Genomic DNA, 25,801 nt, shown 5'->3' with positions numbered 1-25,801 from the left:
CGCGCCGCGCGTCATCCGGCTGACGACGCATCATGGACCTTGCCGCGACGGGCATCGAACTGATCTGACACCGACACTGCCGTGACGGCGGTGCAACGCAAAGGAGCGGCGAACATGAAAACCGTACTGATCGTCGGCGCATCGCGCGGCCTCGGACGCGAATTCGTCCGCCAATACCGGCGCGACGGCTGGAATGTGATCGCGACCGCGCGCGACGACGCATCGCTTGCCGCGCTGCGCGAACTCGGCGCGCACGCGCACGCCCTCGACATCGCGCGGCCCGAGCAGATCGCGGCGCTCGGCTGGAAGCTCGATGGCGAACGGCTCGACGCGGCCGTGCTCGTGTCGGGCGTGTACGGGCCGCGCACCGAAGGGGTCGAAACGATCGGCGCCGAGGATTTCGACGCGGTGATGCATACGAACGTGCGCGGGCCGATGCAGCTGCTGCCGATCCTGCTGCCGCTCGTCGAGGACGCACGCGGCGTGCTGGCGGTCGTCTCGAGCCGCATGGGCAGCATCGCGGAAGCGACCGGCACGACCGGCTGGCTGTACCGCGCGAGCAAGGCGGCGCTGAACGACGTGCTGCGCATCGCGTCGCTGCAGACGCGCCACGCCGCGTGCATCTCGCTGCATCCCGGCTGGGTGCGCACCGACATGGGCGGCGCGCAGGCCGCGATCGATCCGGAAACCAGCGTGACCGGGATGCGCCGCGTGATCGCCGAAGCCGGCGCGGACATGACGCAGGCCAACGGCCGTTTCTTCCAGTACGACGGCGTCGAGCTGAGCTGGTAAGCCGACATCACAACCGGACGTCGTTAATTCACGATTCGCATGATTTTGACCCGACCTGACGCGTGCCCGTGCGGCGGCGCGTCCCCCGCGCCTGCCGGCAAAGCCCCGGCCCCGCGCTATGCGGCCTGCTGCGGCCGCTTCATCGACGGCGGCGAAGCCGCGCCGACCGCGCTCGACTTGATGCGCTCGCGGTACAGCGCGTACGTGCTCGGGGCGACCGACTACCTGCGCGCGACCTGGGACGCCCGCACCTGCCCGGCCGATCTCGATGCCGACCCGAATGCGCCCGACGCGCCGCGCTGGCTCGGCCTCGTCATCAAACGCCATGCGCCGCTCGACGAACGGCGCGCGGAGGTCGAATTCGTGGCCCGCTACAAGGTCGGCGGGCGCGCATACCGCCTTCACGAGACGAGTCGCTTCGCCCGCGACGAGCACGGATTCTGGCGCTATGTCGACGGCGATGTAAGTGAGCACTGACAAATAGTTGCTGTGTCAGACGCCGGGTAATTCCCGCATTGCACAACCCGAATTTGTCGGGCTACGATGGCCGTCAGATTGGTCATGATGCATGGCAGGGCTTACGAATGGCGTTCAGCAAGGTATTGGTGGGATGGATGGCGGCCTGTGCGCTGTCGGCCGCTCAGGCCGGTACGCTGCCGGGCGCAAATACCGGCGTAGCCGCGGCCAGCGGCTCGCTCGCCCATGCCGAGCGCTTCGATTACGGCGATTCGCGCCTCCCGCAGGTCGCCGCGAACCTCAACGAACAAATCATCGGCATTCCGGCCGATGCGTCGGGCGCCGTGATGCTCGAGGCCACGCTGTTCAAGCCGAACGGCCCCGGCCCGTTCCCGCTCGTCGTCTTCAACCACGGCAAGAACACCGGCGATCTCCATCAGCAGCCGCGCAGCCGGCCGCTCGCGTTCGCGCGCGAATTCGTGCGCCGCGGCTATGCGGTGATCGCGCCGAACCGCCAGGGCTTCGCCGGGTCGGGCGGCACGTACCAGCAGGAAGGCTGCAACGTCGGCAAGAACGGCCTCGCGCAGGCCGCCGACGTCGCCGCGACGGTCCGCTACATGTCGCGCCAGCCGTACATCGATGCGTCGCGCATCGTCGTCGCCGGCACGTCGCACGGCGGCCTCGTGTCGGTCGCGTACGGCACCGAAGCGACGCCCGGCGTGCGCGGCATCCTCAACTTCTCCGGCGGGCTGCGCCAGGACCTCTGCGACGGCTGGCAGCGCAATCTCGTCGACGCGTTCGACCAGTACGGCGCGCATACGGCCGTGCGCTCGCTGTGGCTGTACGGCGACAACGATTCGGTGTGGACGCCCGCGCTCGTCGCGCGGATGCATGACGCGTACGTGTCGCACGGCACGCAGGCGCAATTCATCGATTTCGGCCGCTACAAGGACGACGCGCACCGGCTGATCGTCGACCGCGACGGCGTGCCCGTGTGGTGGCCGGCCGTGCATGCGTTCCTCGCGGAACTGAACCTGCCGACCTCGGTGCGCTATGCGGTCGCGAACCCGCACGAACCGAATGCGACCGGCTACGCGTCGATCGATGCGGTCGATGCGGTGCCGTTCCTCGACGAGGCCGGCCGCGAAGGCTATCGCCGCTTCCTGAGCCAGCATCCGAGCCGTGCGTTCGCGGTGTCCGCCGACGGCGCGTGGTCGTGGGCCGAAGGCGGCGACGATCCAATGGCGCTCGCGCTCGACAACTGCTCGAAGCAGGGTGCGGGCGCATGCCGGCTGTATGCGGTCAACGACCGCGTCGTGTGGAACGCGAACGCGACGCAGACGGCCGACAACGGCGACGCCGATACACGCGCGCTGGCTTCGCGCTGACGCGCGAGTCGCGACGCCCGAGCGGGCGCTTCCCGCGCCGCGCCCCTTTCGCTCCTCCCCTTTCAAGATGCTGGCGCGGCCCGCAGCGGCGTTCGCATGCCCGTTCACCGGGTCATGTGAGCTGTCGAAGCGCGCCCCGCCCACGGCGCCTCCGAGACCCTTTCCCATCCTTTCCCCGCCTTTCCCGATTCCAGGCCACCCCCGATTCCGCACACCATTCGCCGGCCGCCGCATGCAGTGCGTCGCGTCTCGCGCCCCTTTTTCCTTCCCGCCCCGATTTTTGACCCGCGCGCACCCACCCGCCTGACGATTTTTTTCTGTCGGGGGGTGTCACTCGAACGTCGTCATCTGCGGTCATTTCGGGGCATCTGGTGCGTACCGTCCCGAGCCCCCCGGATCTGCGGCGAACTCCCGTCCGGCAAGGCTTTGCGGCGTTTGTAACCGGTAGTGCAACGGGCGGCGGAACACGCTAATCTCAGCGCGTTTTACGTCTGTCGCCGCGCGGCATCCCGTTCGATGCCCGCCGCCGTTTTACCCCCCGGAGCCGCCTTGAGTACGCCAGCCACCGACGACTGGGTCGCGCGCAGCCTGCGCGCGGTCTGGCATCCCTGCACCCAGATGAAGCACCACGAGCGCCTGCCGCTCATTCCCGTCGCGCGCGGCGCGGGCGTGTGGCTGTACGACCGCGACGGCCGCCGCTACTTCGACGCGATCAGCTCGTGGTGGGTGAACCTGTTCGGCCATGCGAACCCGGACATCAACGCGGCGCTGAAGGACCAGCTCGACACGCTCGAGCACGCGATGCTCGCCGGCTGCACGCACGCGCCGGCGATCGAGCTCGCCGAGCGGCTGCATGCGCTCACCGCGCGCACGCTCGGCCATGCGTTCTTCGCGTCGGATGGCGCGTCGGCGGTCGAGATCGCGCTGAAGATGAGCTTCCACGCGTGGCGCAACCGCGGCCGCGCGGACAAGCGCGAATTCGTGTGCGTCGCGAACAGCTATCACGGCGAGACCATCGGCGCGCTCGGCGTGACCGACGTCGCGCTGTTCAAGGACGCGTACGACCCGCTGATCCGCAACGCGCACGTGGTCGCATCGCCCGATGCGCGCGGCGCGCTGCCGGGCGAGACGGCCGCCGACGTCGCGGGCCGCGCGCTCGACGGCGTGCGGCGCCTGTTCGCCGAACGCGCGGACCGGATCGCCGCGCTGATCGTCGAGCCGCTCGTGCAATGCGCGGCCGGCATGGCGATGCACGATCCGTCGTACGTGCGCGGGCTGCGCGCGCTGTGCGACGAATTCGGCGTGCACCTGATCGCCGACGAGATCGCGGTCGGCTGCGGCCGCACCGGCACCTTCTTCGCATGCGAGCAGGCCGGCGTCTGGCCCGATTTCCTGTGCCTGTCGAAGGGCATCAGCGGCGGCTACCTGCCGCTGTCGCTCGTGCTCACGCGCGACGACGTATTCGCGGCGTTCTACGACGACGACACGACGCGCGGCTTCCTGCATTCGCATTCGTACACCGGCAACCCGCTCGCATGCCGCGCGGCGGTCGCGACGCTCGACCTGTTCGCGCGCGACGACGTGCTCGCCGGCAACGCGCGCAAATCGGCCGCGATGCGCGCCGCGCTCGCACCGCTCGACGCGCACCCGCAGGTGCGTCACCTGCGCGAGCGCGGCACGCTGTTCGCATTCGACGTCGCGCTCGACGGCGACGCGGCGCGCGGCTTCTCGCGGCGCTTCTTCGAGCGCGCGCTCGAACGCGAACTGCTGCTGCGCCCGATCGGCACGACCGTGTACCTGATGCCGCCATACGTGATGAGCGACGACGACATCGCGTGGCTCGCGCAACGCACGCGCGACACGCTCGACGCGACGCTTGCGGAGGCGGCGTGATGAAGCAACCTTCGCGGGAAACCACCACGCCGCTGCTCGACACGCTGCAGCGCGGCCTCGCCGAGCTCGATGCGCAAGGCCTGCGCCGCGTGCGCCGCACCGCCGACACCGCGTGCGATGCACACATGCGCGTCGACGGCCGCGACATCGTCGGCTTCGCGAGCAACGACTACCTCGGCCTCGCCGCCCATCCTGCGCTCGTCGCCGCGTTCGCGGAAGGCGCGCGGCGCTACGGCTCCGGCAGCGGCGGCTCGCACCTGCTCGGCGGCCATTCGCGTGCGCACGCGACGCTCGAGGACGAACTCGCCGGCTTCGCGGGCGGCTTCTCCGACGCGCCGCGCGCGCTGTACTTCAGCACCGGCTACATGGCGAACCTCGCCGCGATGACGGCGCTGACGGCCAAGCACGCGACGATCTTCTCCGACGCGCTGAACCACGCGTCGCTGATCGACGGGATCCGGCTGTCGCGCGCGAACGTGCAGGTCTACCCGCATGCGGACATGGCCGCACTCGCCGCGCTGCTCGATGCGTCCGACGCCGGCACGAAACTGATCGTCAGCGATACCGTGTTCAGCATGGACGGCGACATCGCGCCGCTCGCCGAACTCGTCGCGCTGGCCGAGCGCCACGGCGCGTGGCTCGTGGTCGACGACGCGCACGGCTTCGGCGTGCTCGGCCCGCAGGGCCGCGGCGCGCTCGCGGCCGCCGCGCTGCGCTCGCCGAACCTCGTGTACGTCGGCACGCTCGGCAAGGCTGCCGGCGTCGCGGGTGCATTCGTCATCGCGCACGAGACCGTGATCGAATGGATGATCCAGCGCGCGCGCAGCTACATCTTCACGACGGCCGCGCCGCCGGCCGTCGCGCATGCGGTATCGGCAAGCCTGAAGGTGATCGGCGGCGACGAAGGCGACGTGCGGCGCGCGCACCTCGCCGCGCTGATCGGGCGCACGCGCGCGCTGTTGCGCCTGACGCGCTGGCAGCCGGTCGACTCGCACACGGCCGTGCAGCCGCTCGTGATCGGCGGCAACGACGCGACGCTCGCCGCCATGCGTTCGCTCGACGCGCACGGCCTGTGGGTGCCCGCGATCCGGCCGCCGACGGTGCCGGCCGGCACGTCGCGGCTGCGCATCTCGCTGTCGGCCGCGCATTCGTTCGACGATCTCGCGCGACTCGAAGCTGCCCTGCTCGAAGCCAGCGAGGCCGCGAGATGAACGCCCCACACGCTCACTTGCTTTGCATGGGACCGGAGTACGCGCTAAAGCGCTACTCCGGATCGACACGTTCGCTGCCCCCCGAGGGGGCGGCGGCCGTCCACGGCCGGCTGCACGGGCGCGGAGCGATGCTCCGCGAATTCCCCGCTACGCCCCTTGGGGCGGCCCGGCGGGAGGCAGCATGAATGCGCCCCTGTCCCTCTTCGTCACCGGCACCGACACCGAGATCGGCAAGACCTTCGTGTCGGCCGCGATGCTGCACGGCTTCGCGCGGCACGGCCTGCGCGCGGCCGCGCTGAAGCCCGTCGCCGCCGGCGCGTATGAACGCGACGGCGTCTGGCGCAACGAGGACGCCGACCAGCTCGACGCGGCCGCGAATGTCGTGCTGCCGCCCGAGCTGCGCACGCCGTTCCTGCTGAAGGCACCCGCCGCACCGCACATCGCCGCCGCGCGGGAAGGCGTGACGCTCGACCTCGACACGATCGTCGCGAGCCACCGCGAAGCGCTGACGCGCGCGGACGTCGTCGTCGTCGAAGGCGTCGGCGGCTTCCGCGTGCCGCTCACCGACACGCAGGACACGGCCGACCTTGCGGTCGCGCTCGGCCTGCCCGTCGTGCTCGTCGTCGGCGTGCGGCTCGGCTGCATCAGCCACGCGCTGCTGACGGCCGATGCGATTCGCCAGCGCGGCCTCACGCTCGCCGGCTGGGTCGCGAACCACGTCGACCCGGCCATGTCGTACGCCGACGAGAACGTCGCGACGATCCGCGACTGGCTCGCGCGCGAGCATCGCGCACCGCTCCTCGGCCGCATCGCGCACCTGCGCCCGGCCGCCCCCGAATCCGCCGCGGCGATGCTCGACATCGCCGCGCTCGTCGACACGCTGCGCCACGCGCGGCATTGACGCCCCGATCCCCGCATTCACGACAGGAAAACCACCATGACCCAAGCCCAGACCGCCGCCGTGCAACCCGACGCGATCCCCGTGGCCGCCCCGGCGCCGCAGCGCTGGCGCGTCGCCGACGTCGTCGCGCTGTTCGAGCTGCCGTTCAACGACCTGATGTTCCGCGCACAGCAGGTGCATCGCGAGCACTTCGACGCGAACGCGGTGCAGTTGTCGACGCTGCTGTCGATCAAGACGGGCGGCTGCGAGGAAGATTGCGGCTACTGCTCGCAGTCGTCGCACCATGAAACGGGACTGAAGGCCGAGAAGCTGATGGACGTCGACACGGTGCTCGACGCCGCGCGCGCGGCGAAGGCGAACGGCGCGAGCCGCTTCTGCATGGGCGCCGCATGGCGCAACCCGAAGGAGCGCCACATGCCGGCGCTGACCGAGATGGTGCGCGGCGTGAAGGAACTGGGCCTCGAGACCTGCATGACGCTCGGCATGCTCGAGGACGAGCAGGCGCAGCAGCTCGCCGACGCGGGCCTCGACTACTACAACCACAACCTCGACACGTCGCCGGAGTTCTACGGCCAGGTGATCTCGACGCGCACGTACCAGGATCGTCTCGACACGCTCGACCGCGTGCGCGATGCGGGCATCAACGTGTGCTGCGGCGGCATCATCGGGATGGGCGAATCGCGCCGCGAACGCGCGGGCCTGATCTCGCAGCTCGCGAACCTGAACCCGTACCCGGAATCGGTGCCGATCAACAACCTCGTCGCGATCGAAGGCACGCCGCTCGAAGGCACCGCGCCGCTCGACCCGTTCGAGTTCGTGCGCACGATCGCGGTCGCGCGCATCACGATGCCGAAGGCGGTCGTGCGCCTGTCGGCCGGCCGCGAGCAGCTCGACGACGCGATGCAGGCGATGTGCTTCCTCGCAGGCGCGAACTCGATGTTCTACGGCGACCAGCTGCTGACGACGAGCAACCCGCAGACGCAGCGCGACCGCGCGCTGTTCGAGCGCCTCGGCATCCGCGCGAGCCAGGCTGACGCGCTGGCGGAGAACGCGTAAGCGGGATCAACCGGCGGGCCGCGCCCGCCAACGAAACAGCCGGAGCCGGGGCATGCCCCGGCTTTTTTTCACCCGATCGCCGGCGCGCGGCTGCAGCGTGCGCGTCACACGTGCGCCGCGGCACCGTCGAGCGCCGCGCGCACGCGCTCGACGCGCTGTTCGTCGACCGGCGCCAGCACCTCGCCGCGCGGCCGCACGCCCGAGCCGAAATGCACCGCGCGCACGCCGGTGGCGCGGACGAAATCGCCGACCGCGTCGATCGTGAGCCCCGAGCCGGCCAGCACCGTGCAGGTCGAGCCCGCCGCCTGCCGCACCAGCCGCGTGATCGTCGCGGCGGCGTCGAGCACCGACGGATGGCCGCCCGACGTCAGCACCGACGTGACGGCCGGCACGCGCAGCAGCGCGTCGAATGCGGCGTTCAGATCGCGCGCGACGTCGAACGCGCGGTGGAACGTGAGCGCGCGCCCGTCCGCGGCGGACGCGATGCGGGCCAGCGCGCCGAGATCGACGTCGCCGCGCGCGTCGAGCGCACCGAACACGACGCCGTTCGCACCGGCCGCGACGGCCGCGCGCACGTCGCGTTCGATCACGCGCAGGTCATCGGCGTCATAGACGAACGACCGGCTGTGCGGCCGCACGATCACGTTGACCGGAATCGGCACGGCGGCCACGACGGCCTCGATCAGGCCGACGCTCGGCGTGAGCCCGCCTTCGGTGATCGCGGTCACGAGCTCGAGGCGGTCGGCGCCCGCGCGGGCGGCGGCCTTCGCGTCGCCGACGGTCGTGGCGATCACTTCGAGGAGGACGGAGGAGGCGGCGGTTCGGTTCATCGGCGGCTCGCGAATCGTCAGGACAATTCGCGCATCCTAGCCGAGCGGCGTGAAGGGCGCCAGCACGACGCCCGCGCTATGCGCTGTCGGCCTCCTCGTCGATCCAGTCGATATCGCCGCACAGCACGTGCTGCGCATCGCCGATGCGCACGGCCACCGACAGCGTCACGCACGGCTGCGCCTCGTTGATCGACAGGTACGGGCGCGTCACCTGCACGCGTCCCGGCTCGGCGATCGCCGTGCGGAAATACGGCCGGCGCAGCCAGTTCGCGCCCTGCGCATCCGCGAGCGGCGAGAAGCGCGCCTCGGCGAGCGCGCGGTCCGCGCGCAGCACGACGTTGCGGCCCGCCTGGCGGCCCCGCGCGTCGAGCAGGAAGCAGCGCGCGGCAGCGTCGAGCGCGAGGAAGTTCCAGCACACCTCGTCGAGCGGCTCGCCGGCCGCCACCCGCTCGGCCGCGCGCTCGAACGCGCGCAGGTACGGCGCGAGCCGCTGCGCGTCGCGCCGCTCGCGCGCTTCGGTTTGCTGACGAAAGCGCTCGGTCAGCTCGCCGATGCAGCCGGTCGCCGTCGCGCTGTCGGGCAGCCCGGGCGCCGGGCGGCCGAAGTAATAGCCCTGCACGAAATCGGCCTCGCACGACAGTGCGATCTGCGCGTCGTGCTCGGTCTCGATCCCTTCGACGAGCACGAGCTTGCCGGCCTCGTGCAGCAGCGTGACGAGCCCGTGCAGGATCGCGGTGAGCCCCGTGCGGTGCGCCGCGTGGGACAGCATGATCCGATCGAGCTTCACGATGTCCGGATTCAGCTGCCAGATCCGCTCGAGGTTCGAGTGACCGGCGCCGAAATCGTCGAGCGCGATCAGGAAACCCTGCGCGCGGAACTCGCGCACGGCGTCGGCGAGCCGCTCGACGTCCTCGGCGCGCTGTTCGAGCACTTCGAGCACGACGCGACGCGGCGGCATGCCGATCCGCTTCAGGTTCGCGAGCAGCGCGGCGGCCTGGAACGGATCGGTGAGCACGCCCGGATGCACGTTGAGGAACAGCCACTCGCGCTCGGCGCCGAGCAGCGCGAAATTCTCGAGATGCAGCGCCTGCGCGAGCCGGTCGAGCTGCAGCAGCTCGCCCTGGCGCGCGGCCTCGCCGAATACGTCGAGCGGCGACACCGCGCGGTCGAGCGCGTCATGCGCGCGCAACAGCGCCTCGTAGCCCACCGCACGCTGGTGCGACAGGCTGAAGATCGGCTGGAACACGGTCGTGAGCGTCAGGTCGCGATGCTGCGTCGCCAGGCGTTCGAGGCCGGAGCTCATCTCCCGCTCGAAACGATACGGCGACGCGGAAGCCGGACGCTCCTGTTGCACGATCGTCATGGCTCCCTCCTGGTGATGCGGCCGAACGCGGCGGGTGTTCGGGATGGCGCGTGCAATGTCATGGTCGAATCCTCGGTTGCCCGGCCGGTGCCGGACGATACGCAAGCATCAAGCAAGCTCCGTGCAAGCGCTGAACACGTGCGCCACGCAGACGTGCGGCGCCGCCGCACCAGCGTGGCGCAGGCGAATGCACCGTTTTCGTGCACGCGCACCGGCGCACTCGAACGCACCCGTCACGCCGTCACGCTACACTCCGTACGCTCGTTTCATTCTCCACAATTGCCGTATCGATGGAAATCGTCTTCACCGTCCTGATCCTGCTGCTCACCGTCGCGCTGTCCGGCGCGGTCACGCGCCTGCTGCCGTTGCGGCTTCCGCTGCCGCTGATGCAGATCGCGTTCGGCGCGATGCTCGCGTGGCCGAAGCTGAACCTGCACGTCACGTTCGATCCCGAGATCTTCATGCTGCTGTTCATTCCGCCGCTGCTGTTCGCGGACGGCTGGCGGATTCCGAAACGCGAGCTGTACCTGCAGCGCCGCGCGATCCTGATGCTCGCGTTCGGGCTCGTGTTCATGACGGTGCTCGCAGTCGGTTACTTCGCGCACTGGCTGATACCCGAGTTGCCGCTGCCGATCGCGTTCGCGCTCGCGGCCGTGCTGTCGCCCACCGACGCGGTCGCGCTGTCGGGCATCGCCGGCAAGGGAAGGATTCCGCCGCAGCTGATGCACATCCTCGAAGGCGAGGCGCTGATGAACGACGCGTCGGGCCTCGTCGCGCTGAAGTTCGCGGTCGCGGCCGCGCTCACGGGCATGTTCTCGCTGCGCGACGCGTCGATCACGTTCGTGATCGTCGCCGCCGGCGGGCTCGCCACGGGCGCGATCGTGGCCTGGCTGTTCAGCGCGCTGTCGACGCGCTTCCTGAACGCCGAGCAGGAAGGCGACCCGGCCCCCGGCATCGTGATGACGCTGCTCGTGCCGTTCGCCGCCTATCTGTTCGCCGAGCACCTCGAACTGTCGGGCGTGCTCGCGGCCGTGTCGGCCGGGATGATGATGAATTACACGAGCTTCTCCCGCAAAAGCACCGTCGCGTCGCGCGTGCGCGCCGAAAGCACGTGGGCGATGATCGAGTTCGTGTTCAACGGCATGGTGTTCATCATGCTCGGGCTGCAGCTGCCGCACATCATCGGCCGCGCGCTCGTCGACGCGCACCACACGAGCGACGCGCTCGTCGGCCGGATGATCTTCAACGTGTGCGCGATGATGCTCGCGCTGTATGCGATCCGCTTCCTGTGGGTCTGGCTGCTGCGCTGGATCGCGAGCCGCCGCGCCGCGCGCCACGGCCTCGCGGGCACGATGGCCGGCGTGCGCACGATCGCGGTGATGACGGTGGGCGGCGTGCGCGGCGCGGTCACGCTCGCGGGCGTGCTGTCGATCCCCGTCGCGCTGTCCGACGGCGCGCCGCTGCCCGGGCGCGACACCGCGATCTTCGTCGCGTCGGCGGTGATTCTCGGTTCGCTGATCGTCGCGGTGATCGGCCTGCCGCTGCTGCTGCGCGGCGTGCGCTCGACACGCAACCCGCTCGCCGACGAGGAGCGCACCGCGCGCGCGGCCGCCGCGCAGGCCGCGATCCGCGCGATCGACTCGTCGCACGACGCGATCTCGGCCGATCTCGACGAATCGGCCGCCGCGCGCTGCGCGGACATCTCGGCACGCGTGATGGACCAGTACCGCCGCCGCCTCGCCGCGCTCGCGGAGGACGGCCCGACACCGCGTGCGCAAGCGCAGCAGACCGAGACGATGGAACTGCAGATGCGGATCGCGGCCGTGCGCGCGGAGCGTTCGGTGCTGTACCGGCTGCGCGGCGAGAGCAAGATTTCCGACGAGACGCTGACGAAGCTGATCCGCGAGATCGACCTGTCGGAAACGGCGCTGTCGACGCGCAAGAAAGGGATCATCTGACGCGGCGGCACGGCTTCCCGCAAAAAAACGGCGACGCGCGAGCGTCGCCGTTGTCACATCCGCGCGGGTTCGCGTTACTTCGCGACGACGACCGGAATCCCCTTCAGCATCCCCGCGCCCTTCATCTCGTCGAGCGCGTGCTGCACGGCCGCGCTCGTCGCCGCATCGATGCCGAGTTGCAGCGCGAGCTCGCGCTCAGCACGCTTCACGCCCGCGAGGTTGCGCACCTTCACGTGACCGAAGCCGCGCACGCGGGTGTGCAGGTCGGCCAGCTGCGCGACCTGCGCCGCATTGCCGGCGGTCGTCGCGGCGAGCGCGCGCGTGAGCGTCGTCTCGTAGTCGTCCGCGAGCGCGCGCTCCATCCCGCGCTCGGCCGTGCGGCCAAACGGATCGAGCCACGTGCCGCGCAGGCCGCGCACGCGCGCGAGCGCGCCGAGCACCGGCCACATCCACTGGCCGAACACGCGCTTCTTCGGCACGCTGCCGTCGCGGCCCGCCTTCGCGACCGTCGGCGGTGCAAGGTTGAACTTCACGCGATAGTCCTGCCCCGGCACGCCTTCGAACTGCGCTTCGAGCGCCGTGCGGAACGCGCCGTCCGCATACAGCCGCGCGACCTCGTATTCGTCCTTCACCGCGAGCAGCCGGTAGAACGTCGTCGCGACCGCGCGCGTCAACGCATCGTCGCCCTTCGCGCGCGCCGCGCTCACCAGCGCACGGTAGCGCTCGACGTAACGCGTGCCGCCGTATGCGTCGAGGCGCGCCTCGCGATCGGCGATCAGCTCGTCGAGCGTCTCCGGCACGACCTGCGCGGCCACCGCGTGACGCGCGTTCCACAATGCGTCGAGGCCTGCGGCGTCGCCGGCCGCCATCCGGCCGATCGAGAACGCGAGCTTGTTCATCGGCACCGCGACGTTGTTCAGCTCGATCGCGCGCATCATCGCGGCGAGCGATACCGGCACGAGACCGAGCTGCCACGCGTAGCCGAGCATCAGGATGTTCGCGCCGATCGGGTCACCGAGGAACTTCGCGGCGAGCGCCTGCGCGTCGCAGCTCGACAGGTAGCCGTCGCCGGCCGCGTGATGCATCTTCTCCAGCAGCGCATCCGCATGCAGGTTCGCGTCGGGGTTCTGCACGAACGATGCGTTCGGAATCCGGTGCGTGTTGACGACGATCCGCGAACGCTCGTGACGCACCGTCTGCAGCGCCTCGGCACTCGCGCCGACGACCATGTCGCACGCGAGCAGCACGTCGGCCTGCTGCGTGTCGATGCGCACCTGGTTCAGCCACCGGTCGCTCGACGCGATCCGCACGAACGACAGCACCGAGCCGCCCTTCTGCGCGAAGCCCATGAAGTCGAGCACCGACGCGCTCTTGCCTTCGAGGTGCGCGGCCATGCTGATCAGCGCGCCGACCGTCACGACGCCCGTGCCGCCGACACCCGTCACGAGCATGTCGTACGGCGCCGCATCGAGATGCGTCGCGGGCACCGGCAGCGCGTCGACGCGCACGGCAAGCGCCGCTTCGTCGAATGCCGCGCCCGCGGCCTTCTTCAGCGCCGCGCCTTCGACCGTCACGAAGCTCGGGCAGAAGCCGTTCACGCACGAGTAGTCCTTGTTGCACGACGACTGATCGATGCGGCGCTTGCGGCCGAGCGGCGTCTCGAGCGGCTCGACCGACAGGCAGTTCGACTGCACGCCGCAATCGCCGCAGCCTTCGCACACCGCGTCGTTGATGAACAGGCGCTTGTCCGGGTCGGGGAATTCGCCTTTCTTGCGGCGGCGGCGCTTCTCGGCCGCGCAGGTCTGGTCGTAGATCAGCACGGTGACGCCCGGTATCTCGCGCAGCTCGCGCTGCACCGTGTCGAGTTCGCTGCGGTGATGGAACGTCGTGCCCGGCGGGAACTGCCCGTGATGGCCGTCGTACTTCTCCGGTTCGTCGGACACCACGACGAAGCGCGACACGCCTTCCGCCTCGACCTGCCGCGCGATCTGCGGCACCGAGATGCTGCCGTCGACCGGCTGGCCGCCCGTCATCGCGACCGCGTCGTTGTAGAGGATCTTGTACGTGATGTTTGTGTTCGCGGCGACCGCCTGGCGGATCGCGAGGATGCCCGAGTGGAAGTAGGTGCCGTCGCCGAGGTTCTGGAACACGTGCTTCGTGTTGGTGAACATCGCGTGCGCGGCCCAGTCGACGCCCTCGCCGCCCATCTGGATCAGGCCCGTCGTGTCGCGCTCCATCCACGACGCCATGAAGTGGCAGCCGATGCCGGCCTGCGCGATCGAGCCTTCCGGCACCTTGGTCGACGTGTTGTGCGGGCAGCCCGAGCAGAAGTAAGGCGTGCGCTTCACCGCGTCCGCCTCGTTCGACAGGATCCGCGGCGCGACGAGATCGACGACGCGTTCGCGGCGATCGAGCGCCGGCTTGTGCCGCGCGAGCCATTCGGCGAACACCGGCAGGATCCGCGACGGCCGCAATTCGCCGAGTTCGGACAGCAGGCAGGCGCCGGCGCCGTCGTGCTTGCCGAACACGCGCGGGCGCGCGCCGTCCGCGCGGTTGTACAGGTAGTCCTTGATCTGCTGCTCGATGACGGGGCCCTTCTCCTCGATCACGAGCACTTCGGCGAGCCCGTCGACGAAGGTCTCGATGCGCGTCATCTCGAGCGGATACGACAGGCCGACCTTGTAGATCCGCACGCCGGCCGCGTCGAGATCGGCGACCGTCAGGTCGAGGCGGCGCAGCGCCTCCATCAGGTCGAGGTGCGCCTTGCCGCAGGTGACGATGCCGACGTTCGCCTGCGCGCTCGGCGCGATCCACTTGTCGATGCTGTTGGTGCGCGCGAAATGGCGCACCGCGTCCAGCTTCGCGGCGAGGCGCGCCTCGATCGTGAGGCTCGGCAGGTCGGGCCAGCGGTTGTGCAGGCCGCCCGCCGGCGGCGTGAAGCCCGCCGGCGCCGGCCATTGCGTCTGCAGCGCGTCGAGATCGACGGTCGAGCCCGACTCGACGGTCTCCGAGATCGCCTTGAAGCCGACCCAGGCGCCCGAGAAGCGCGACAGCGCCCAGCCGTACAGCCCGAACTCGAGCATGTCGGCGATGTTCGACGGGTTCACGACCGGCATGTGCCACGCGATCATCGCGAAGTCGCTCTGGTGCGGCATCGACGACGACACGCAGCCATGGTCGTCGCCCGCCACCACCAGCACGCCGCCGTGCGGCGACGAACCGTACGCGTTGCCGTGCTTCAGCGCGTCGCCGGCGCGGTCGACGCCGGGCCCCTTGCCGTACCACATCGCGTACACGCCATCGACGGTGCGCTCCGGGTCGGCCTCGACGCGCTGCGTGCCGAGCACCGCGGTGCCGCCGAGTTCCTCGTTGATCGCGGGCAGGAAGCGCACGCCGCTGCCGTCGAGCAGTTTCTTCGCCTTCCACAGCTGCTGGTCGACCATCCCGAGCGGCGAGCCGCGGTAGCCGCTGACGAAGCCGGCCGTGTTCAGGCCCTGCGCGGTATCGGACGCGCGTTGCATCAGCAGCAGGCGGACCAGCGCCTGCGTGCCGGTCAGAAAGATCCGGCCGCGCGTGGCGGTCAGGTTGTCGGTCAGGCGGTAGTCGGATAGAGCGGGCGTGCCGTCGACGGGCAGGCGGGCAGTCATGGGGATGTCTCCTGATTGTGCTGTTCTGGGCCGCACACCGGGGCGTCGGGCGACGCCGGCCGGGGCGGCTGGATGGCTCTATTTTTTCGCGGGGAGACGAGAAAGTTTTTTCTCATCTTGCTGAGACCGCACCGGAGTGAGCAAAACTGCGCAGGTTTTGGCCGGGAATTGAGAGAGTTTTCGCGCGGGGTGGTGGGCAGCTGTCGGCGCGTGTCGGGATGGGCGGGCGCGCCGCGTCGAACAGGCGGGGATGAGCGGAAGGCGAACCGCGGGCGCGGCGGCAGGCGCTCGCGGCCCGTGCGACAAGGGTTTGGGCGGGGAAACGGCGCGTGCTCACCCATGGAATACACAGCGTTCGGATTGGTTGCGGGCGGGGGATGTCCACAATGCCGGGGGCTGCCGGCCGGGCGGGCCGACGCACTCACCGTTCGATTGCACAGGGTTTCGAGTGGCATCGGACGCGGGATGTCCACACCGCAACCGGTCCGCCGTTTTAGCGGATTCCGGCACTCACCGTTGAAATCCACAGCGCGAAGAGTCAATGTCGGCGGGAGATATCCACACCGCCGGATCGCTGCCTCACCGATGCGACGTTCGCACTCACCTTGCGGATGCACAGGATTGTGAGTCGATCCGGCAGCACGATATCCACATCCCTGCCCGCCTTCGCGACGTTCCGGAGCGCCGGCACGGGTGTGGATATCGCCGCCCGCAGACACTCGAAACCCTGTGAATTCCGGCGGTGAGCACCGGCCCGCGATCGAACCAGGATGCCGATTCGGGTGTGGACAGCGCGACCCACGACGACTCGAAACCCTGTGAATTTCGACGGTGAGCGATGGCATGCGGTCAAACGAATGCGCCCCGACCCGGGTACGAATCGCTCGACCCACGACGACTCAAAACACTGTGAATGCCAACGGTGAGCGACGGAACGGCGATCGGACGAGGGCGCTGATGCGGGTGTGGATAACGCAACCCACGACCACTCAAGACACTGTGAAACTCAACGGTGAGCGTGGGTGTGCCATCGCACGAAGACACCGATTCGGCGTGAACGGCAGGCGCCCGCAACCGCCCGGCGCCTCGTGCAGCTGGATTCGCGCAGACGCAGCCGGGCAGCATGCACGCGCTCTCACCGCTGGAATACACAGCACGTCGACTGGTTTCGGCGACCGGATATCCACATCGGTGCACGGACTCGAACGGAACGCACCATCGCAAGTGCGGTTAGAATGCGCGACCCTCGAAGCCGCGATCGAAGACCGGGAACGGGCACGCGAGCCGGCACACGGGTCGAGCGGCCGCCGACGCTCACCATTGAAAGACACAGCGCTTCGAGTGCATTCGGTTGCAAGATATCCACATCGCGATACGCGTGCCGATCTATCGCCGATCCGCGCGTGCCGTTAGAATGCGCGGCGCCGCGAATCTCGCGCGATGCCCGGAAGTCCGCGCCAGGCAAGCCCCGCGCGCAACCGGACGTCGGCGGCTCACCCTTCGAAGGCACAGCATTTTTCGTCGTTGCCGGCCCCGGTTGTCCACACGCTGCATCGCGCATCCGGCCGCATGCGGTCACGCTCACCGGTGCAAGGCACAGCGCGCCGAGTGATTTGGGGCCGGGATATCCACAACCGGCGCCGCGCGGAAATTCACCGCCAGCGCGTCGGCAACCTCGGTGCATGCGCCTGCCCCAACCGGTGTCCAATGCCGGGAAGCCCCGTAGATTCGGCCTCCGGCCGCACACTCACCGTTCGCATTCACAGCGTTTCGAGTGGGTGCGAGGGCCGGTTGTCCACATCCGCTCCGCAGCGGGCGGCGCCTGCAAGCGCCCTCACTCGGCAATCGAACGGATGATCCGCGCCGGATTTCCGCCGACCAGCGTATTGGGCGGAACGTCCCGCGTCACGACGGAACCCGCGCCAACGACCGCGTTCTCGCCGACCGTCACGCCGCCGATGATCGTCGCGCCCGCGCCGATCCAGACGTTGTTCCCGATCGCGATCGGGCGGCCGACGACGGCGTCGCGGCGACGGGACGGCTCGACCGGATGGCCTGACGTGATGAGGCTGACGTTCGGCCCGATCATCACGTCGTCGCCGATGTCGAGGCCGCCGAGGTCATAAAACGTGCAGTTCTGGTTGACGAACACGTTGCGGCCGATCCGCGTATCGGCGCCGCCCGTCGCATGGAACGGCGGGATCAGCAGAAAGCCGTCGTCCATCGGCTTGCCGATCAGTTCTCCGAACAAGGTCCGGACTTCATCCGCATCGTCGAACGTCAGGCGGTTGAGCCGCGCGGTGATCGCCATCGCCCGCTTGAGCTCGGCGCGCATCGCGGCCGATTCCGGCGTGCGCCGGGGAATGATCGTGGTGCGTTCGTCGTTCGCCATTCGTTGCTGTTCTCCGTGCGCGATCGAACCGGCACGCGGCGCATGACGGCAGCGCCTGGTTCGCCGCATGCGATCGCATCGCCTTGAATTCAATCATTCGGGCGACCCGCGCGGGGCAACCCGGTTTCCGCGTCTCGCGGCCCGTCGACGACCATCGTCCGGGACCCTGGCAGCCGGCCGGCGACGCTGCCGCACAGTCGGCGGAACAGTGTCGTCGTGTCCGCTTCAGCCGAGCATTCATACATCGATTTCAAACTAGTTAGCATATAACTAGTAAGGTAATGAACATCCGTCGCGCCTGGCTTGGCGGGAAACGCTCCCTCCGCATCCGGCCGAACACACGCTACGCGCCGCCCGTCACCGTGCCACGATTCGCCGCTTTCGCCGCGCGCCCCTGTCCGAACCTCTCCCGCTCGGGTACGCTTGAGCATCCACCGAACCGACACGCACACCCCTACGCGGAGGCGCGATGAAGCTCTACTACTGGCCGAAGACCCGGGCCTTCCGGGCGCTGTGGATGCTGGAGGAAATCGGCGCCGTCTACGAGCTCGTGCCGATCGACCTGCGTTCGCACGAACAGGGCAGCGACGCGTTCATCCAGGTCAATCCGATGGCCAAGCTGCCCGCGCTCGACGACGGCAGCGAACCGTTCGCCGAATCCGGCGCCGTGCTGCTCTATCTCGCCGACTGCTGCCCGGGCGCCGGGCTCGGCATCGCCCCGGACGATCCGCTGCGCGGTCGCTTCCTGCAGTGGATGTTCTTCACGCCCTCCTGCCTCGAGCCTGCGATGGCCGAGAAATTCACCGGTGCGTCGGGCAATCCGGTCGCATTCGGCTGGGGCAACATCACGCGCGTGCAGCGTGCACTCGCGCAGACACTGGCCCACAGCCGCTGGCTCGTCGGCGACCGCTTCACCGCGGCCGACCTGCTGCTCGCCAGCACGCTGAAGATCGCGTTCGACGCGCACCTGCTGCCGCACGAAGGCGTGCTCGGCGACTATGTCGCGCGCGCCGAGGACCGCGACGGCTACCGCCGCGCGGTTGCCGTCGAACAGCGCGAAGCGGCGCGTCTGCTGCATGCGTGATGCGTGAACGGCGCGGCAGCCGGTGGCGGCGGTCGCGCCCGATTGCCGGCGCCCGTTCGCGCCGGTCGCCCGCAGCCGGTCGCCCGCAGCCGGTCGCCCACATCATGCAGCCGGCCCGGGCGCCTGCGCGGCCGGGCCGGCGTCGACCACCACGCCCGGCGAACCGCGTTCGTCGGTATCGGCGTCGACCGGCACGACCTCGTGAAAATGCGTGTAGTCGATGTGCGTAATGCCGCCTTCGTCGTGCATCAGGTCGACGTAGCGGTGACGCCAGCGAATCTCCGCATGCGCCCATGAGTAGCGCGCCTGCATGACCTGTGCGGTCGTCTCGTCGGAACCCTCGATCGTGATCAGCAGCGACGCGTCGCGCGCGGCGAGCGATTCGGCCGTCTCGCCGAACAGCGGGCTCGTTTCGTCGATCACGTGCATCAGGTTCCAGCCGAGCAGGAAGATCGGATGCTCGTTGCGCACGAGCGGCAGGTCGTGGATCTTGCGCAGCGTATAGCCCTCGTGCGTGCCTTCGACGCGCATCAGCCGCAGTTTCGCCTGTGCTTCGGCGATCACGTTCTGGCGTGCGTTCGCGGCGCGCACCATCAGCGTCATCCGCCCGTTCAGCGGGCGCACGATCGCATAGCGCGCGAACAGGATCTTCGCCTGCGGCCGCGAGAACCGCGCGAACACGAGGCCGGTGGCCAGCGCGATGCCCGACATCCCGATGAAGATCTCGAAGGTCGAGACGAGGTGCGCGTAGACGGTGCGCGGATGCATGTCGCCGTAGCCGACCGTCGCGAGCGTCTCGACGCTGAAGAAGAACGCACCGCCGAACCCGGCCGGCGACTGGTTCGCGATCGGCGCGTCGCCGAGCAGGTAAAGCGCCGCGAAGCCGCCGTTGAGCAGCAGGAACAGCACCGCGAGCGACAGGAAGAACACGGGCCAGCTCACCGTCAGCGCACGATGATAGAGATCGCGCCAGCCGAGCGGCGGCATCCCGTACGCGATCACGGGGCGGGTGCCCGACCAGAGCTTGCGGCCGCGGCCACGGGAGACGGGGGAGGACGAATCGACGTTCATCGCGCGAGGCCGGAAGCAGGGAGGCGATGAGCGTAGCACGCGGAGGCGGCGGCCGTTTTCACGCCGCGATGCGAACCTCCGCCGCGCGGCGTGAAACCGGAAACCGGAAGCCGACCGCATGGGCCGGCCTCGCGGTCATCCTGCCGGCCCGCGGCGGGCGCCGTGCCTACTTGCGGTCGACGATCACGCGGTCGAACGTGCCGCCGTCGGCGAAGTGGGTCTTCTGCGCGTTCGCCCAGCTGCCGAATACCTGCTCGACGCTGAACGTCTTCAGCGGCTTGAACTCGGCCGCATGCTTCTTCAGCACGTTCGCGTCGCGCGGGCGCAGATGGTGCTGCGCGACGATCTCCTGCGCCTGGGGCGTGTACAGGTAGTCGAGATACGCCTGCGCGACCTTGCGCGTGCCTTTCTTGTCGGCGACCTTGTCGATCACGGCGACGGGCGGCTCCGCGAGGATGCTCGCCGACGGGTACACGGCGTCGAATTCCGCGCCCGACGCGCCGGTGTCCATCAGCGCGACTTCGTTCTCGAACGTGACGAGCACGTCGCCGATGCCGCGCTGCGTGAAGGTCGTCGTCGCGCCGCGGCCGCCCGAGTCCAGCACCGGCACGTTGCGGAACACCGCCTTCTCGAAGTCGAGCGCCTGCTGGTCGGTCGCGCCCTTCTGCTTCTGGTAGCCCCACGCGGCGAGATACGCGTAGCGGCCGTTGCCCGACGTCTTCGGGTTCGCGATGATCACCTGCACGCCCGGCCTCGCGAGATCGCTCCAGTCCTTGATCGCCTTCGGGTTGCCCTTGCGCACGAGGAACACCATCGTCGTCGAGTACGGCGAGCTGCTGTCGGGGAAGCGCGTGCGCCAGTCCTTCGGCAGCAACTGGCCGCGCTCGGCGAGCAGGTCGATGTCGTTCGGCTGGTTCATCGTCACGACGTCGGCCTGCAGCCCTTGCAGCACCGACAGCGCCTGCGCGCTCGACGCGCCGTGCGACTGCTTGATCGTCACCGTTTCGCCGGTCTGCTGCTTGTACGCGGCGGCGAAGCTCGCGTTGATGTCCTTGTACAGCTCGCGCGTGACGTCGTACGACACGTTCAGGATCGACGTGTCCGCGTGCGCGGCCGTTGCCGCCACGACCAGCGCCGCCGCCGCGCCCGTGTGAAGCCAGCGGCCGATCCCCTTGATGCTTGCCATCGTGATATGCCCCGTTTCCAGTGGTGGTGAATGTGCGTGACGGCACGCGTACGCGCTGTCATCGAAACGTAAGCGGGCATTCTAGCGGCCGGGCGCGGCACGCTTTCCAATCTGTCGTGCAAAGCAAATCTCGAATCCTGCTAAACGGCGCGCATCGCTCGCGTGCGCGCCGGATCCGGTGTTAAGATCGCCGCTCAGCCCTTTCCACGGTTCATCCATGTCCGCTGCCCTGCGCTCGCCCTCGATCCTTGCCGCCATCGCGGCAGGTGCGCGCGCGGCCGGGCTGAAACTGAAAAAACGACTCCTCGACTGACGGGGACGTCGCGTCCCGTCAGGCGAATGCCGGACGGGATGCCCGCAGGTCGTTTCTTTCTCCTTGCTCGCACGCCTCGCTCCGGCACTCCGCCGGCGGAACGGTTCCTTCCCACTCCGTTTCCACCATGAGGCTTTGCATGCACACACGTTTCGAAGGTATCTGGCTGCCGCTCATCACGCCGTTCCACGACGGCGAGGTCGACCACGGCGCACTCGCGCGACTCGCGCGTCACTATGCGGCGGCCGGCATCGCGGGTTTCGTCGCGGGCGCGACGACCGGTGAAGGCGTGCTGCTCGACGCGCGCGAACAGGACGCCGTGTTCGCGACGCTGCGCGATGCGGTGCCCGGCCTGCCGATCGTCGTCGGCCTCACCGCGAGCGCGACGCACTTCGCGGCCGCCCGCGCACGCGAACTCGCCGCGCTGCGACCCGACGGGCTGCTCGTCACGCCGCCCGTCTACGTTCGGCCGACGCAGGACGGCATCCGCCGCCACGTCGAGGCGATCGCCGACGCGGCCGACCTGCCGGTCCTCGTCTACAACATCCCGTATCGCACCGGCGTGAACGTCGAGCTGGAAACGCTGCAGGCGCTCGCGCGCGACCCGCGCGTTGCAGGCATCAAGGAATGCGGCGGCACGCTCGAGCGGATGAGCCGGCTCGTGCACGACACGCCGCTCGCGATTCTCTCCGGCGACGACAACCAGAACTTCGCCGCGCTGTGTGCCGGCGCGCATGGCGCGATCGCCAGCAGCGCGCACGTGCTGCCCGAATGGCATGTGCGCATCCACGCGCTGCTGCGCGACGGCCGGCTCGCCGACGCGCGACGGCTGTCGGTCGCGCTGCAGCCGCTGGTTGCAGCGCTGTTCGCGGAGCCGAATCCGGCACCGGTGAAGGCGGTGCTGGCTGCGCAGGGGTGGTGCGAGGACGGGTTGCGGTTGCCGTTCGTGCCGGCGAGCGAGGGGTTGCGGGAGCGGCTGGGCAAGCTGTGTGCGGCGCTGGAGGCGTCCGCGCACGTTGTCGCGGCAGCGTAGGATTTCGCTCCCGAAACTGTTTCAGACCGTCAAAATTCTCGACGAGCCATACTGAGCAAGATGGCCGTCGGCAGTGGTGAGCAGCATCGGTTCGCTCCAGGCCCGCGCGACCAGCAGGCGGTCGAACGGGTCGCCATGGTAATCAGGAAGATGACGTACGGCCGCACCGGGTGCGGCCCGAACCGGCAGTTCGCGATATTGGCTCGCGTTGATCTTGTCGACCAACCGGTCCACATCGATGTCCAGCTTCCCCTTCCCGGCCTTGATCGCCACTTCCCATATGCTTGTGCTGCTGACGAACACTTCGTCAGCCGAATCAATCAGCCTGCGAGCGCGAGCGCTCAGCTTCGGATTATTCGCAACCATCCAGAGAAAGATGTGCGTATCGAACAAAAGCCGCATGACTTCCCTTCGAATTCGGCGAGCTCCTCGGCAGAAAGCGGTGCGTCGAAATCATCCGCAATCCATATCTGCCCCTCAAGCGCGCCGTACGGATGAATCGGCCTGAGCGGCACGAGCCGGACCGACTGCTTGCCATGCTGCGTAATCACGACGCGTTCGCCGGCGATCGCGGCGTCGAGAAGCCGCTGAAGATCGAGCGTGGCTTCGGGCACAGTGGCAACTTGCATGATGGCCTCCATTGAGTGATCCACCATTGTCACGACATTCGCCCCATCCCTCCAATAGGCCGAACGTCCAGCCAACCGCACGCGTGTCGATCGATATCACGCCGCCAGCCCCGCCACCTCCCCCGCCGTCGCGTCCCGCACCGCCTGCGTGACGATCCGCGCGAGCCGCTCGACGGTCGGCGTCGCCGACGACGTACGCCGCAGCAGCATCAGCGGCAGGCTCGGCAATGCCGGCAGCCCAAACGACGCCGCGTCGAGCACGCGCACCGACGCGGGCAACCCGTAGTGCGAGCGCACGGTCAGCCCGAGGCCGGCCGCCGCCGCGGCCCACAGCCCGGCCAGGCTCGGCGTCGTGAACGCGACGCGCCACGGCACGCCCGCGCGGTCGAGCGCGTCGGTCGCCGCGCCGAAGAACCGGCACGGCCGGTCGAACACCACGAGCGGCAGCGGCTCGCCGGACGCGCGCGCCGCCTGCATGCCCGCGTCGCGGTCGTCGGCCGCCTCCGCCTGTTCGCCGCCGTCCGGCATGCCAAAGCCGCCCGCGCCCACCGCCGCGATCCACTGCATCGGCACCTGCGCGATCGCGTCGCTGTCGATGCCCGCGCGCGACACCAGCGTCGCCGACGCCGGGTCGCCCCAGACGAGCGCGAGATCGAGCTGGTTCGCGTCGAGCCGCTCGAGCAACTCGGCATTGCGTGCGACGCGCGCCTCGATCCTCACCTTCGGATGCGCACGCGCGAAACGCCCGAGCACGCCGGGCAGGATTGCTTCGCCAAAATCCTCCTGCAGGCCGACCCGCACCCAGCCGTCGAGATTCACGCCGCGCACGGCCGCGGCCGCTTCGTCGTTCAGCTCGATCATCCGCCGCGCATAGCGCAGCATCGCGTCGCCGGCGTCGGTCAGCGCGAGTCCGCGCCCGGACTTCACGAACAGCGGCGTGCCGGCCTGCTCCTCGAGCTTGCGGATCTGCGCGCTCACCGCCGACGACGAACGCGCGACGCGATCGGCCGCCTTCGCGAAGCTGCCGAGATCCACGCCCGCGACCAGACTGCGCAACGCTGCAACGTCGAAGTTCGGCCGGGCCAGTGTGGCGTCGGGCGCCGCGCCATGGGCATTGTCTTGTCCGGACATCTCAACCATCCCATTTTATCGAACGATTTATCAAAAACTTTCCGATTTTCAGGATGAATGTAGGTCCGCACACTGACGATGTCAATTTCCGAACGGGCTCTGTCGTCATGGATACCTCCTGCCTCGCTTCCCCGTCCTCGCCCCCGCGCGACGCGCGCGGCCCGGCCCATCGCTGGCGCGTGCTCGCGGCCGGCGTCGCCGCGAACATGAGCTTTTCCGCGGCCGCGGCCGGCATTCCGACCACCGCCGTGTGGATGCGCGCTTCCTATCACCTCGACAACGGCACGCTCGGCCTCGTGCTCGGTGCGCTCGGCTTCGGTGTCGCGCTATCCGAGCTGCCGTGGGGGATCGCCGCCGACCGCTTCGGCGATCGCCGCGTGCTGCTCGGCGGCCTCGTCGCGACGGCCGCGATGCTGGCGCTGATGGTGGGCACGATCGTCCCGACCACGCATGCGGCGCCGCCGCTCATGCGCGTCGTCGCGGCGATGTGCTGCGTCGGCCTGCTCGGCGGCAGCGTAAACGGATCGAGCGGACGCGCGGTGATGCGCTGGTTCGGCGAGCGCGAACGCGGGCTCGCGATGAGCATCCGCCAGACGGCCGTGCCGCTCGGCGGCGGCGTCGGTGCGGCATTGCTGCCGTCGCTCGCGTCGCATGCGGGCTTCGCGGCCGTGTATGGCGCGCTGATGCTGCTATGCGCCGGCTCGGCCGCGCTGACGTGGCGCTGGCTGCACGAACCGCCCGACGCGCCGGCCGCCGCTCCCGCTCCCGCTCCCGCTCCCGCCCCCGCCACCGCCACCGCCACCGCCACCGCCACCGCCACCGCCACCGCCACCGCCACTGCCACCGCCACCGCGAGCCGCCTGTCCGGACAGCAACCGCCTGCCGCGCCCACGCGCAGCCCCCTTGCGAGCGGCCGCGTCTGGCGCATCGTGCTCGGCATCGGCGCGCTATGCGCGCCGCAGTTCGCGGTACTCACGTTCGCGACCGTATTCCTGCACGATTTCGGCCGGCTCGGTCTCGCCGGCATCAGCGCGGCGATGGTCGCGCTGCAACTCGGCGCAATGGTGATGCGGGTCTGGAGCGGCCGCCATACCGACCGGCACGGCAACCGCCGTGCATACCTGCGCGGGTCGGTCTGCGTTGCGGCCGGATCGTTCGCGCTGCTCGCGGCCGCCACCGCCGGCAGCCCGCACGTGCCGCTCGCCGCGATCGTCGCGATTCTCGTGTTCGCCGGCGTCTGCGTATCGGCATGGCACGGCGTCGCGTACACCGAACTCGCGACGCTCGCCGGCACGAACCACGCGGGCACCGCGCTCGGGATGGCGAACACGGTCGTCTATCTCGGGCTGTTCGCCACGCCGCTCGCGATTCCGCCGCTGCTTGCCGTCAGTTCGTGGAGCGTGGTATGGCTCGCGACCGCGCTGATCGCCGCCGCGACCTACCCGCTGTTTGCGCGATGACGCGCGA

Annotated in this window: 20 protein-coding genes; 11 read left to right on the top strand and 9 right to left on the bottom strand. The window is 69.5% G+C overall.

Annotated features, from left to right (window positions below):
- Positions 1-114: 114 nt before the first annotated feature.
- From DIE21_RS04880 to bioB, 7 genes are all read left to right on the top strand, one after another.
- Positions 115-792 carry an SDR family oxidoreductase gene (locus DIE21_RS04880; RefSeq protein WP_124496568.1) on the top strand — a complete coding sequence of 226 codons (678 nt, stop codon included), beginning with the start codon at positions 115-117 and terminating at the stop codon, positions 790-792.
- 39 nt (positions 793-831) lie between these two features.
- Positions 832-1,269 (top strand): YchJ family protein, encoded by a 438-nt coding sequence (locus DIE21_RS04875; protein WP_124496566.1) that lies wholly within the window; start codon positions 832-834, stop codon positions 1,267-1,269.
- 107 nt (positions 1,270-1,376) lie between these two features.
- Positions 1,377-2,636, top strand: a complete 1,260-nt coding sequence (locus DIE21_RS04870) for a dienelactone hydrolase family protein (protein ID WP_124496564.1) — start codon at positions 1,377-1,379, stop codon at positions 2,634-2,636.
- Positions 2,637-3,185: 549 nt separating this feature from the next.
- Positions 3,186-4,529 carry an adenosylmethionine--8-amino-7-oxononanoate transaminase gene (bioA, locus tag DIE21_RS04865; RefSeq protein WP_124496562.1) on the top strand — a complete coding sequence of 448 codons (1,344 nt, stop codon included), beginning with the start codon at positions 3,186-3,188 and terminating at the stop codon, positions 4,527-4,529.
- The gene (bioF, locus tag DIE21_RS04860) at positions 4,529-5,740 is read left to right on the top strand and encodes an 8-amino-7-oxononanoate synthase (RefSeq protein ID WP_124496560.1); all 1,212 of its coding nucleotides are present in this window, start codon (positions 4,529-4,531) and stop codon (positions 5,738-5,740) included. The genes bioA and bioF overlap by 1 nt, the downstream gene beginning before the upstream one ends.
- A gap of 181 nt (positions 5,741-5,921) precedes the next feature.
- Positions 5,922-6,641, top strand: a complete 720-nt coding sequence (gene bioD, locus DIE21_RS04855; protein WP_124496558.1) for a dethiobiotin synthase — start codon at positions 5,922-5,924, stop codon at positions 6,639-6,641.
- 36 nt (positions 6,642-6,677) lie between these two features.
- A complete protein-coding gene (gene bioB, locus DIE21_RS04850; RefSeq protein WP_124496556.1) occupies positions 6,678-7,697 on the top strand; it encodes a biotin synthase BioB in 1,020 nt (339 codons plus the stop codon).
- Between the two features lie 104 nt (positions 7,698-7,801).
- Here the strand turns inward: bioB and DIE21_RS04845 are convergent, their stop codons facing one another.
- Complete coding sequence (locus DIE21_RS04845; RefSeq protein ID WP_124496554.1) at positions 7,802-8,527, bottom strand: copper homeostasis protein CutC; 726 nt, start codon at positions 8,525-8,527, stop codon at positions 7,802-7,804.
- 76 nt (positions 8,528-8,603) lie between these two features.
- Entirely contained in the window at positions 8,604-9,890 is a 1,287-nt protein-coding gene (locus tag DIE21_RS04840; RefSeq protein ID WP_124496552.1) for an EAL domain-containing protein, read from the bottom strand.
- 290 nt (positions 9,891-10,180) lie between these two features.
- Here DIE21_RS04840 and DIE21_RS04835 point away from each other — a divergent pair, with 290 nt between their 5' ends.
- Complete coding sequence (locus DIE21_RS04835) at positions 10,181-11,848, top strand: Na+/H+ antiporter (protein ID WP_124496550.1); 1,668 nt, start codon at positions 10,181-10,183, stop codon at positions 11,846-11,848.
- A 74-nt stretch (positions 11,849-11,922) separates the two neighbouring features.
- On the opposite strand, the gene DIE21_RS04830 is transcribed toward DIE21_RS04835, so the two are convergent.
- Both DIE21_RS04830 and DIE21_RS04825 read right to left on the bottom strand, forming a co-directional pair.
- Positions 11,923-15,495, bottom strand: a complete 3,573-nt coding sequence (locus tag DIE21_RS04830; protein WP_124496548.1) for an indolepyruvate ferredoxin oxidoreductase family protein — start codon at positions 15,493-15,495, stop codon at positions 11,923-11,925.
- 1,834 nt (positions 15,496-17,329) lie between these two features.
- Complete coding sequence (locus DIE21_RS04825; protein ID WP_124496546.1) at positions 17,330-17,887, bottom strand: sugar O-acetyltransferase; 558 nt, start codon at positions 17,885-17,887, stop codon at positions 17,330-17,332.
- Positions 17,888-18,356: 469 nt separating this feature from the next.
- On the opposite strand from DIE21_RS04825, the gene DIE21_RS04820 reads away from it, so the two are divergent.
- Positions 18,357-18,971 carry a glutathione S-transferase family protein gene (locus tag DIE21_RS04820; RefSeq protein WP_124496544.1) on the top strand — a complete coding sequence of 205 codons (615 nt, stop codon included), beginning with the start codon at positions 18,357-18,359 and terminating at the stop codon, positions 18,969-18,971.
- Positions 18,972-19,073: 102 nt separating this feature from the next.
- Here DIE21_RS04820 and DIE21_RS04815 read toward each other — a convergent pair whose 3' ends face one another.
- On the bottom strand, positions 19,074-20,042 hold the full coding sequence (locus tag DIE21_RS04815; RefSeq protein ID WP_124496542.1) for an ion channel: 969 nt from the start codon (positions 20,040-20,042) through the stop codon (positions 19,074-19,076).
- Between the two features lie 166 nt (positions 20,043-20,208).
- The gene (locus DIE21_RS04810) at positions 20,209-21,228 is read right to left on the bottom strand and encodes a sulfate ABC transporter substrate-binding protein (RefSeq protein WP_124496540.1); all 1,020 of its coding nucleotides are present in this window, start codon (positions 21,226-21,228) and stop codon (positions 20,209-20,211) included.
- A gap of 452 nt (positions 21,229-21,680) precedes the next feature.
- Here DIE21_RS04810 and dapA point away from each other — a divergent pair, with 452 nt between their 5' ends.
- Positions 21,681-22,574, top strand: coding sequence for a 4-hydroxy-tetrahydrodipicolinate synthase (gene dapA, locus DIE21_RS04800; RefSeq protein WP_124496538.1), 894 nt, complete (start codon positions 21,681-21,683; stop codon positions 22,572-22,574).
- A 21-nt stretch (positions 22,575-22,595) separates the two neighbouring features.
- On the opposite strand, the gene DIE21_RS04795 is transcribed toward dapA, so the two are convergent.
- The 3 genes from DIE21_RS04795 to DIE21_RS04785 form a co-directional block, all read right to left on the bottom strand.
- Complete coding sequence (locus DIE21_RS04795; protein ID WP_124496536.1) at positions 22,596-22,976, bottom strand: type II toxin-antitoxin system VapC family toxin; 381 nt, start codon at positions 22,974-22,976, stop codon at positions 22,596-22,598.
- Entirely contained in the window at positions 22,916-23,203 is a 288-nt protein-coding gene (locus DIE21_RS04790) for a type II toxin-antitoxin system Phd/YefM family antitoxin (RefSeq protein WP_409364616.1), read from the bottom strand. The genes DIE21_RS04795 and DIE21_RS04790 overlap by 61 nt, the downstream gene beginning before the upstream one ends.
- Positions 23,204-23,299: 96 nt before the next feature.
- Complete coding sequence (locus tag DIE21_RS04785; RefSeq protein ID WP_124496533.1) at positions 23,300-24,334, bottom strand: LysR substrate-binding domain-containing protein; 1,035 nt, start codon at positions 24,332-24,334, stop codon at positions 23,300-23,302.
- 107 nt (positions 24,335-24,441) lie between these two features.
- Between DIE21_RS04785 and DIE21_RS04780 the strand changes: the two genes are divergently transcribed.
- Positions 24,442-25,794 (top strand): MFS transporter, encoded by a 1,353-nt coding sequence (locus tag DIE21_RS04780; protein WP_124496531.1) that lies wholly within the window; start codon positions 24,442-24,444, stop codon positions 25,792-25,794.
- Positions 25,795-25,801: the final 7 nt, after the last annotated feature.

This window comes from Burkholderia sp. Bp9140 (genome assembly GCF_003853425.1).
In the GTDB taxonomy this organism is placed as follows: Bacteria; Pseudomonadota; Gammaproteobacteria; order Burkholderiales; family Burkholderiaceae; genus Burkholderia.
This window is presented reverse-complemented; position numbering and strand designations above follow the sequence as displayed.

Excerpts from the sequence above, each read along its gene's own strand:
- DIE21_RS04880 (WP_124496568.1), top strand. The coding sequence starts at position 115 with ATGAAAACCGTACTGATCGTCGGCGCATCGCGCGGCCTCGGACGCGAA.
- DIE21_RS04875 (WP_124496566.1), top strand. The coding sequence starts at position 832 with ATGATTTTGACCCGACCTGACGCGTGCCCGTGCGGCGGCGCGTCCCCC.
- DIE21_RS04870 (WP_124496564.1), top strand. The coding sequence starts at position 1,377 with ATGGCGTTCAGCAAGGTATTGGTGGGATGGATGGCGGCCTGTGCGCTG.
- bioF (WP_124496560.1), top strand. The coding sequence starts at position 4,529 with ATGAAGCAACCTTCGCGGGAAACCACCACGCCGCTGCTCGACACGCTG.
- bioD (WP_124496558.1), top strand. The coding sequence starts at position 5,922 with ATGAATGCGCCCCTGTCCCTCTTCGTCACCGGCACCGACACCGAGATC.
- bioB (WP_124496556.1), top strand. The coding sequence starts at position 6,678 with ATGACCCAAGCCCAGACCGCCGCCGTGCAACCCGACGCGATCCCCGTG.
- DIE21_RS04845 (WP_124496554.1), bottom strand. The coding sequence starts at position 8,527 with ATGAACCGAACCGCCGCCTCCTCCGTCCTCCTCGAAGTGATCGCCACG.
- DIE21_RS04840 (WP_124496552.1), bottom strand. The coding sequence starts at position 9,890 with ATGACGATCGTGCAACAGGAGCGTCCGGCTTCCGCGTCGCCGTATCGT.
- DIE21_RS04835 (WP_124496550.1), top strand. The coding sequence starts at position 10,181 with ATGGAAATCGTCTTCACCGTCCTGATCCTGCTGCTCACCGTCGCGCTG.
- DIE21_RS04830 (WP_124496548.1), bottom strand. The coding sequence starts at position 15,495 with ATGACTGCCCGCCTGCCCGTCGACGGCACGCCCGCTCTATCCGACTAC.
- DIE21_RS04825 (WP_124496546.1), bottom strand. The coding sequence starts at position 17,887 with ATGGCGAACGACGAACGCACCACGATCATTCCCCGGCGCACGCCGGAA.
- DIE21_RS04820 (WP_124496544.1), top strand. The coding sequence starts at position 18,357 with ATGAAGCTCTACTACTGGCCGAAGACCCGGGCCTTCCGGGCGCTGTGG.
- DIE21_RS04815 (WP_124496542.1), bottom strand. The coding sequence starts at position 20,042 with ATGAACGTCGATTCGTCCTCCCCCGTCTCCCGTGGCCGCGGCCGCAAG.
- DIE21_RS04810 (WP_124496540.1), bottom strand. The coding sequence starts at position 21,228 with ATGGCAAGCATCAAGGGGATCGGCCGCTGGCTTCACACGGGCGCGGCG.
- dapA (WP_124496538.1), top strand. The coding sequence starts at position 21,681 with ATGCACACACGTTTCGAAGGTATCTGGCTGCCGCTCATCACGCCGTTC.
- DIE21_RS04795 (WP_124496536.1), bottom strand. The coding sequence starts at position 22,976 with ATGCGGCTTTTGTTCGATACGCACATCTTTCTCTGGATGGTTGCGAAT.
- DIE21_RS04790 (WP_409364616.1), bottom strand. The coding sequence starts at position 23,203 with ATGCAAGTTGCCACTGTGCCCGAAGCCACGCTCGATCTTCAGCGGCTT.
- DIE21_RS04785 (WP_124496533.1), bottom strand. The coding sequence starts at position 24,334 with ATGTCCGGACAAGACAATGCCCATGGCGCGGCGCCCGACGCCACACTG.
- DIE21_RS04780 (WP_124496531.1), top strand. The coding sequence starts at position 24,442 with ATGGATACCTCCTGCCTCGCTTCCCCGTCCTCGCCCCCGCGCGACGCG.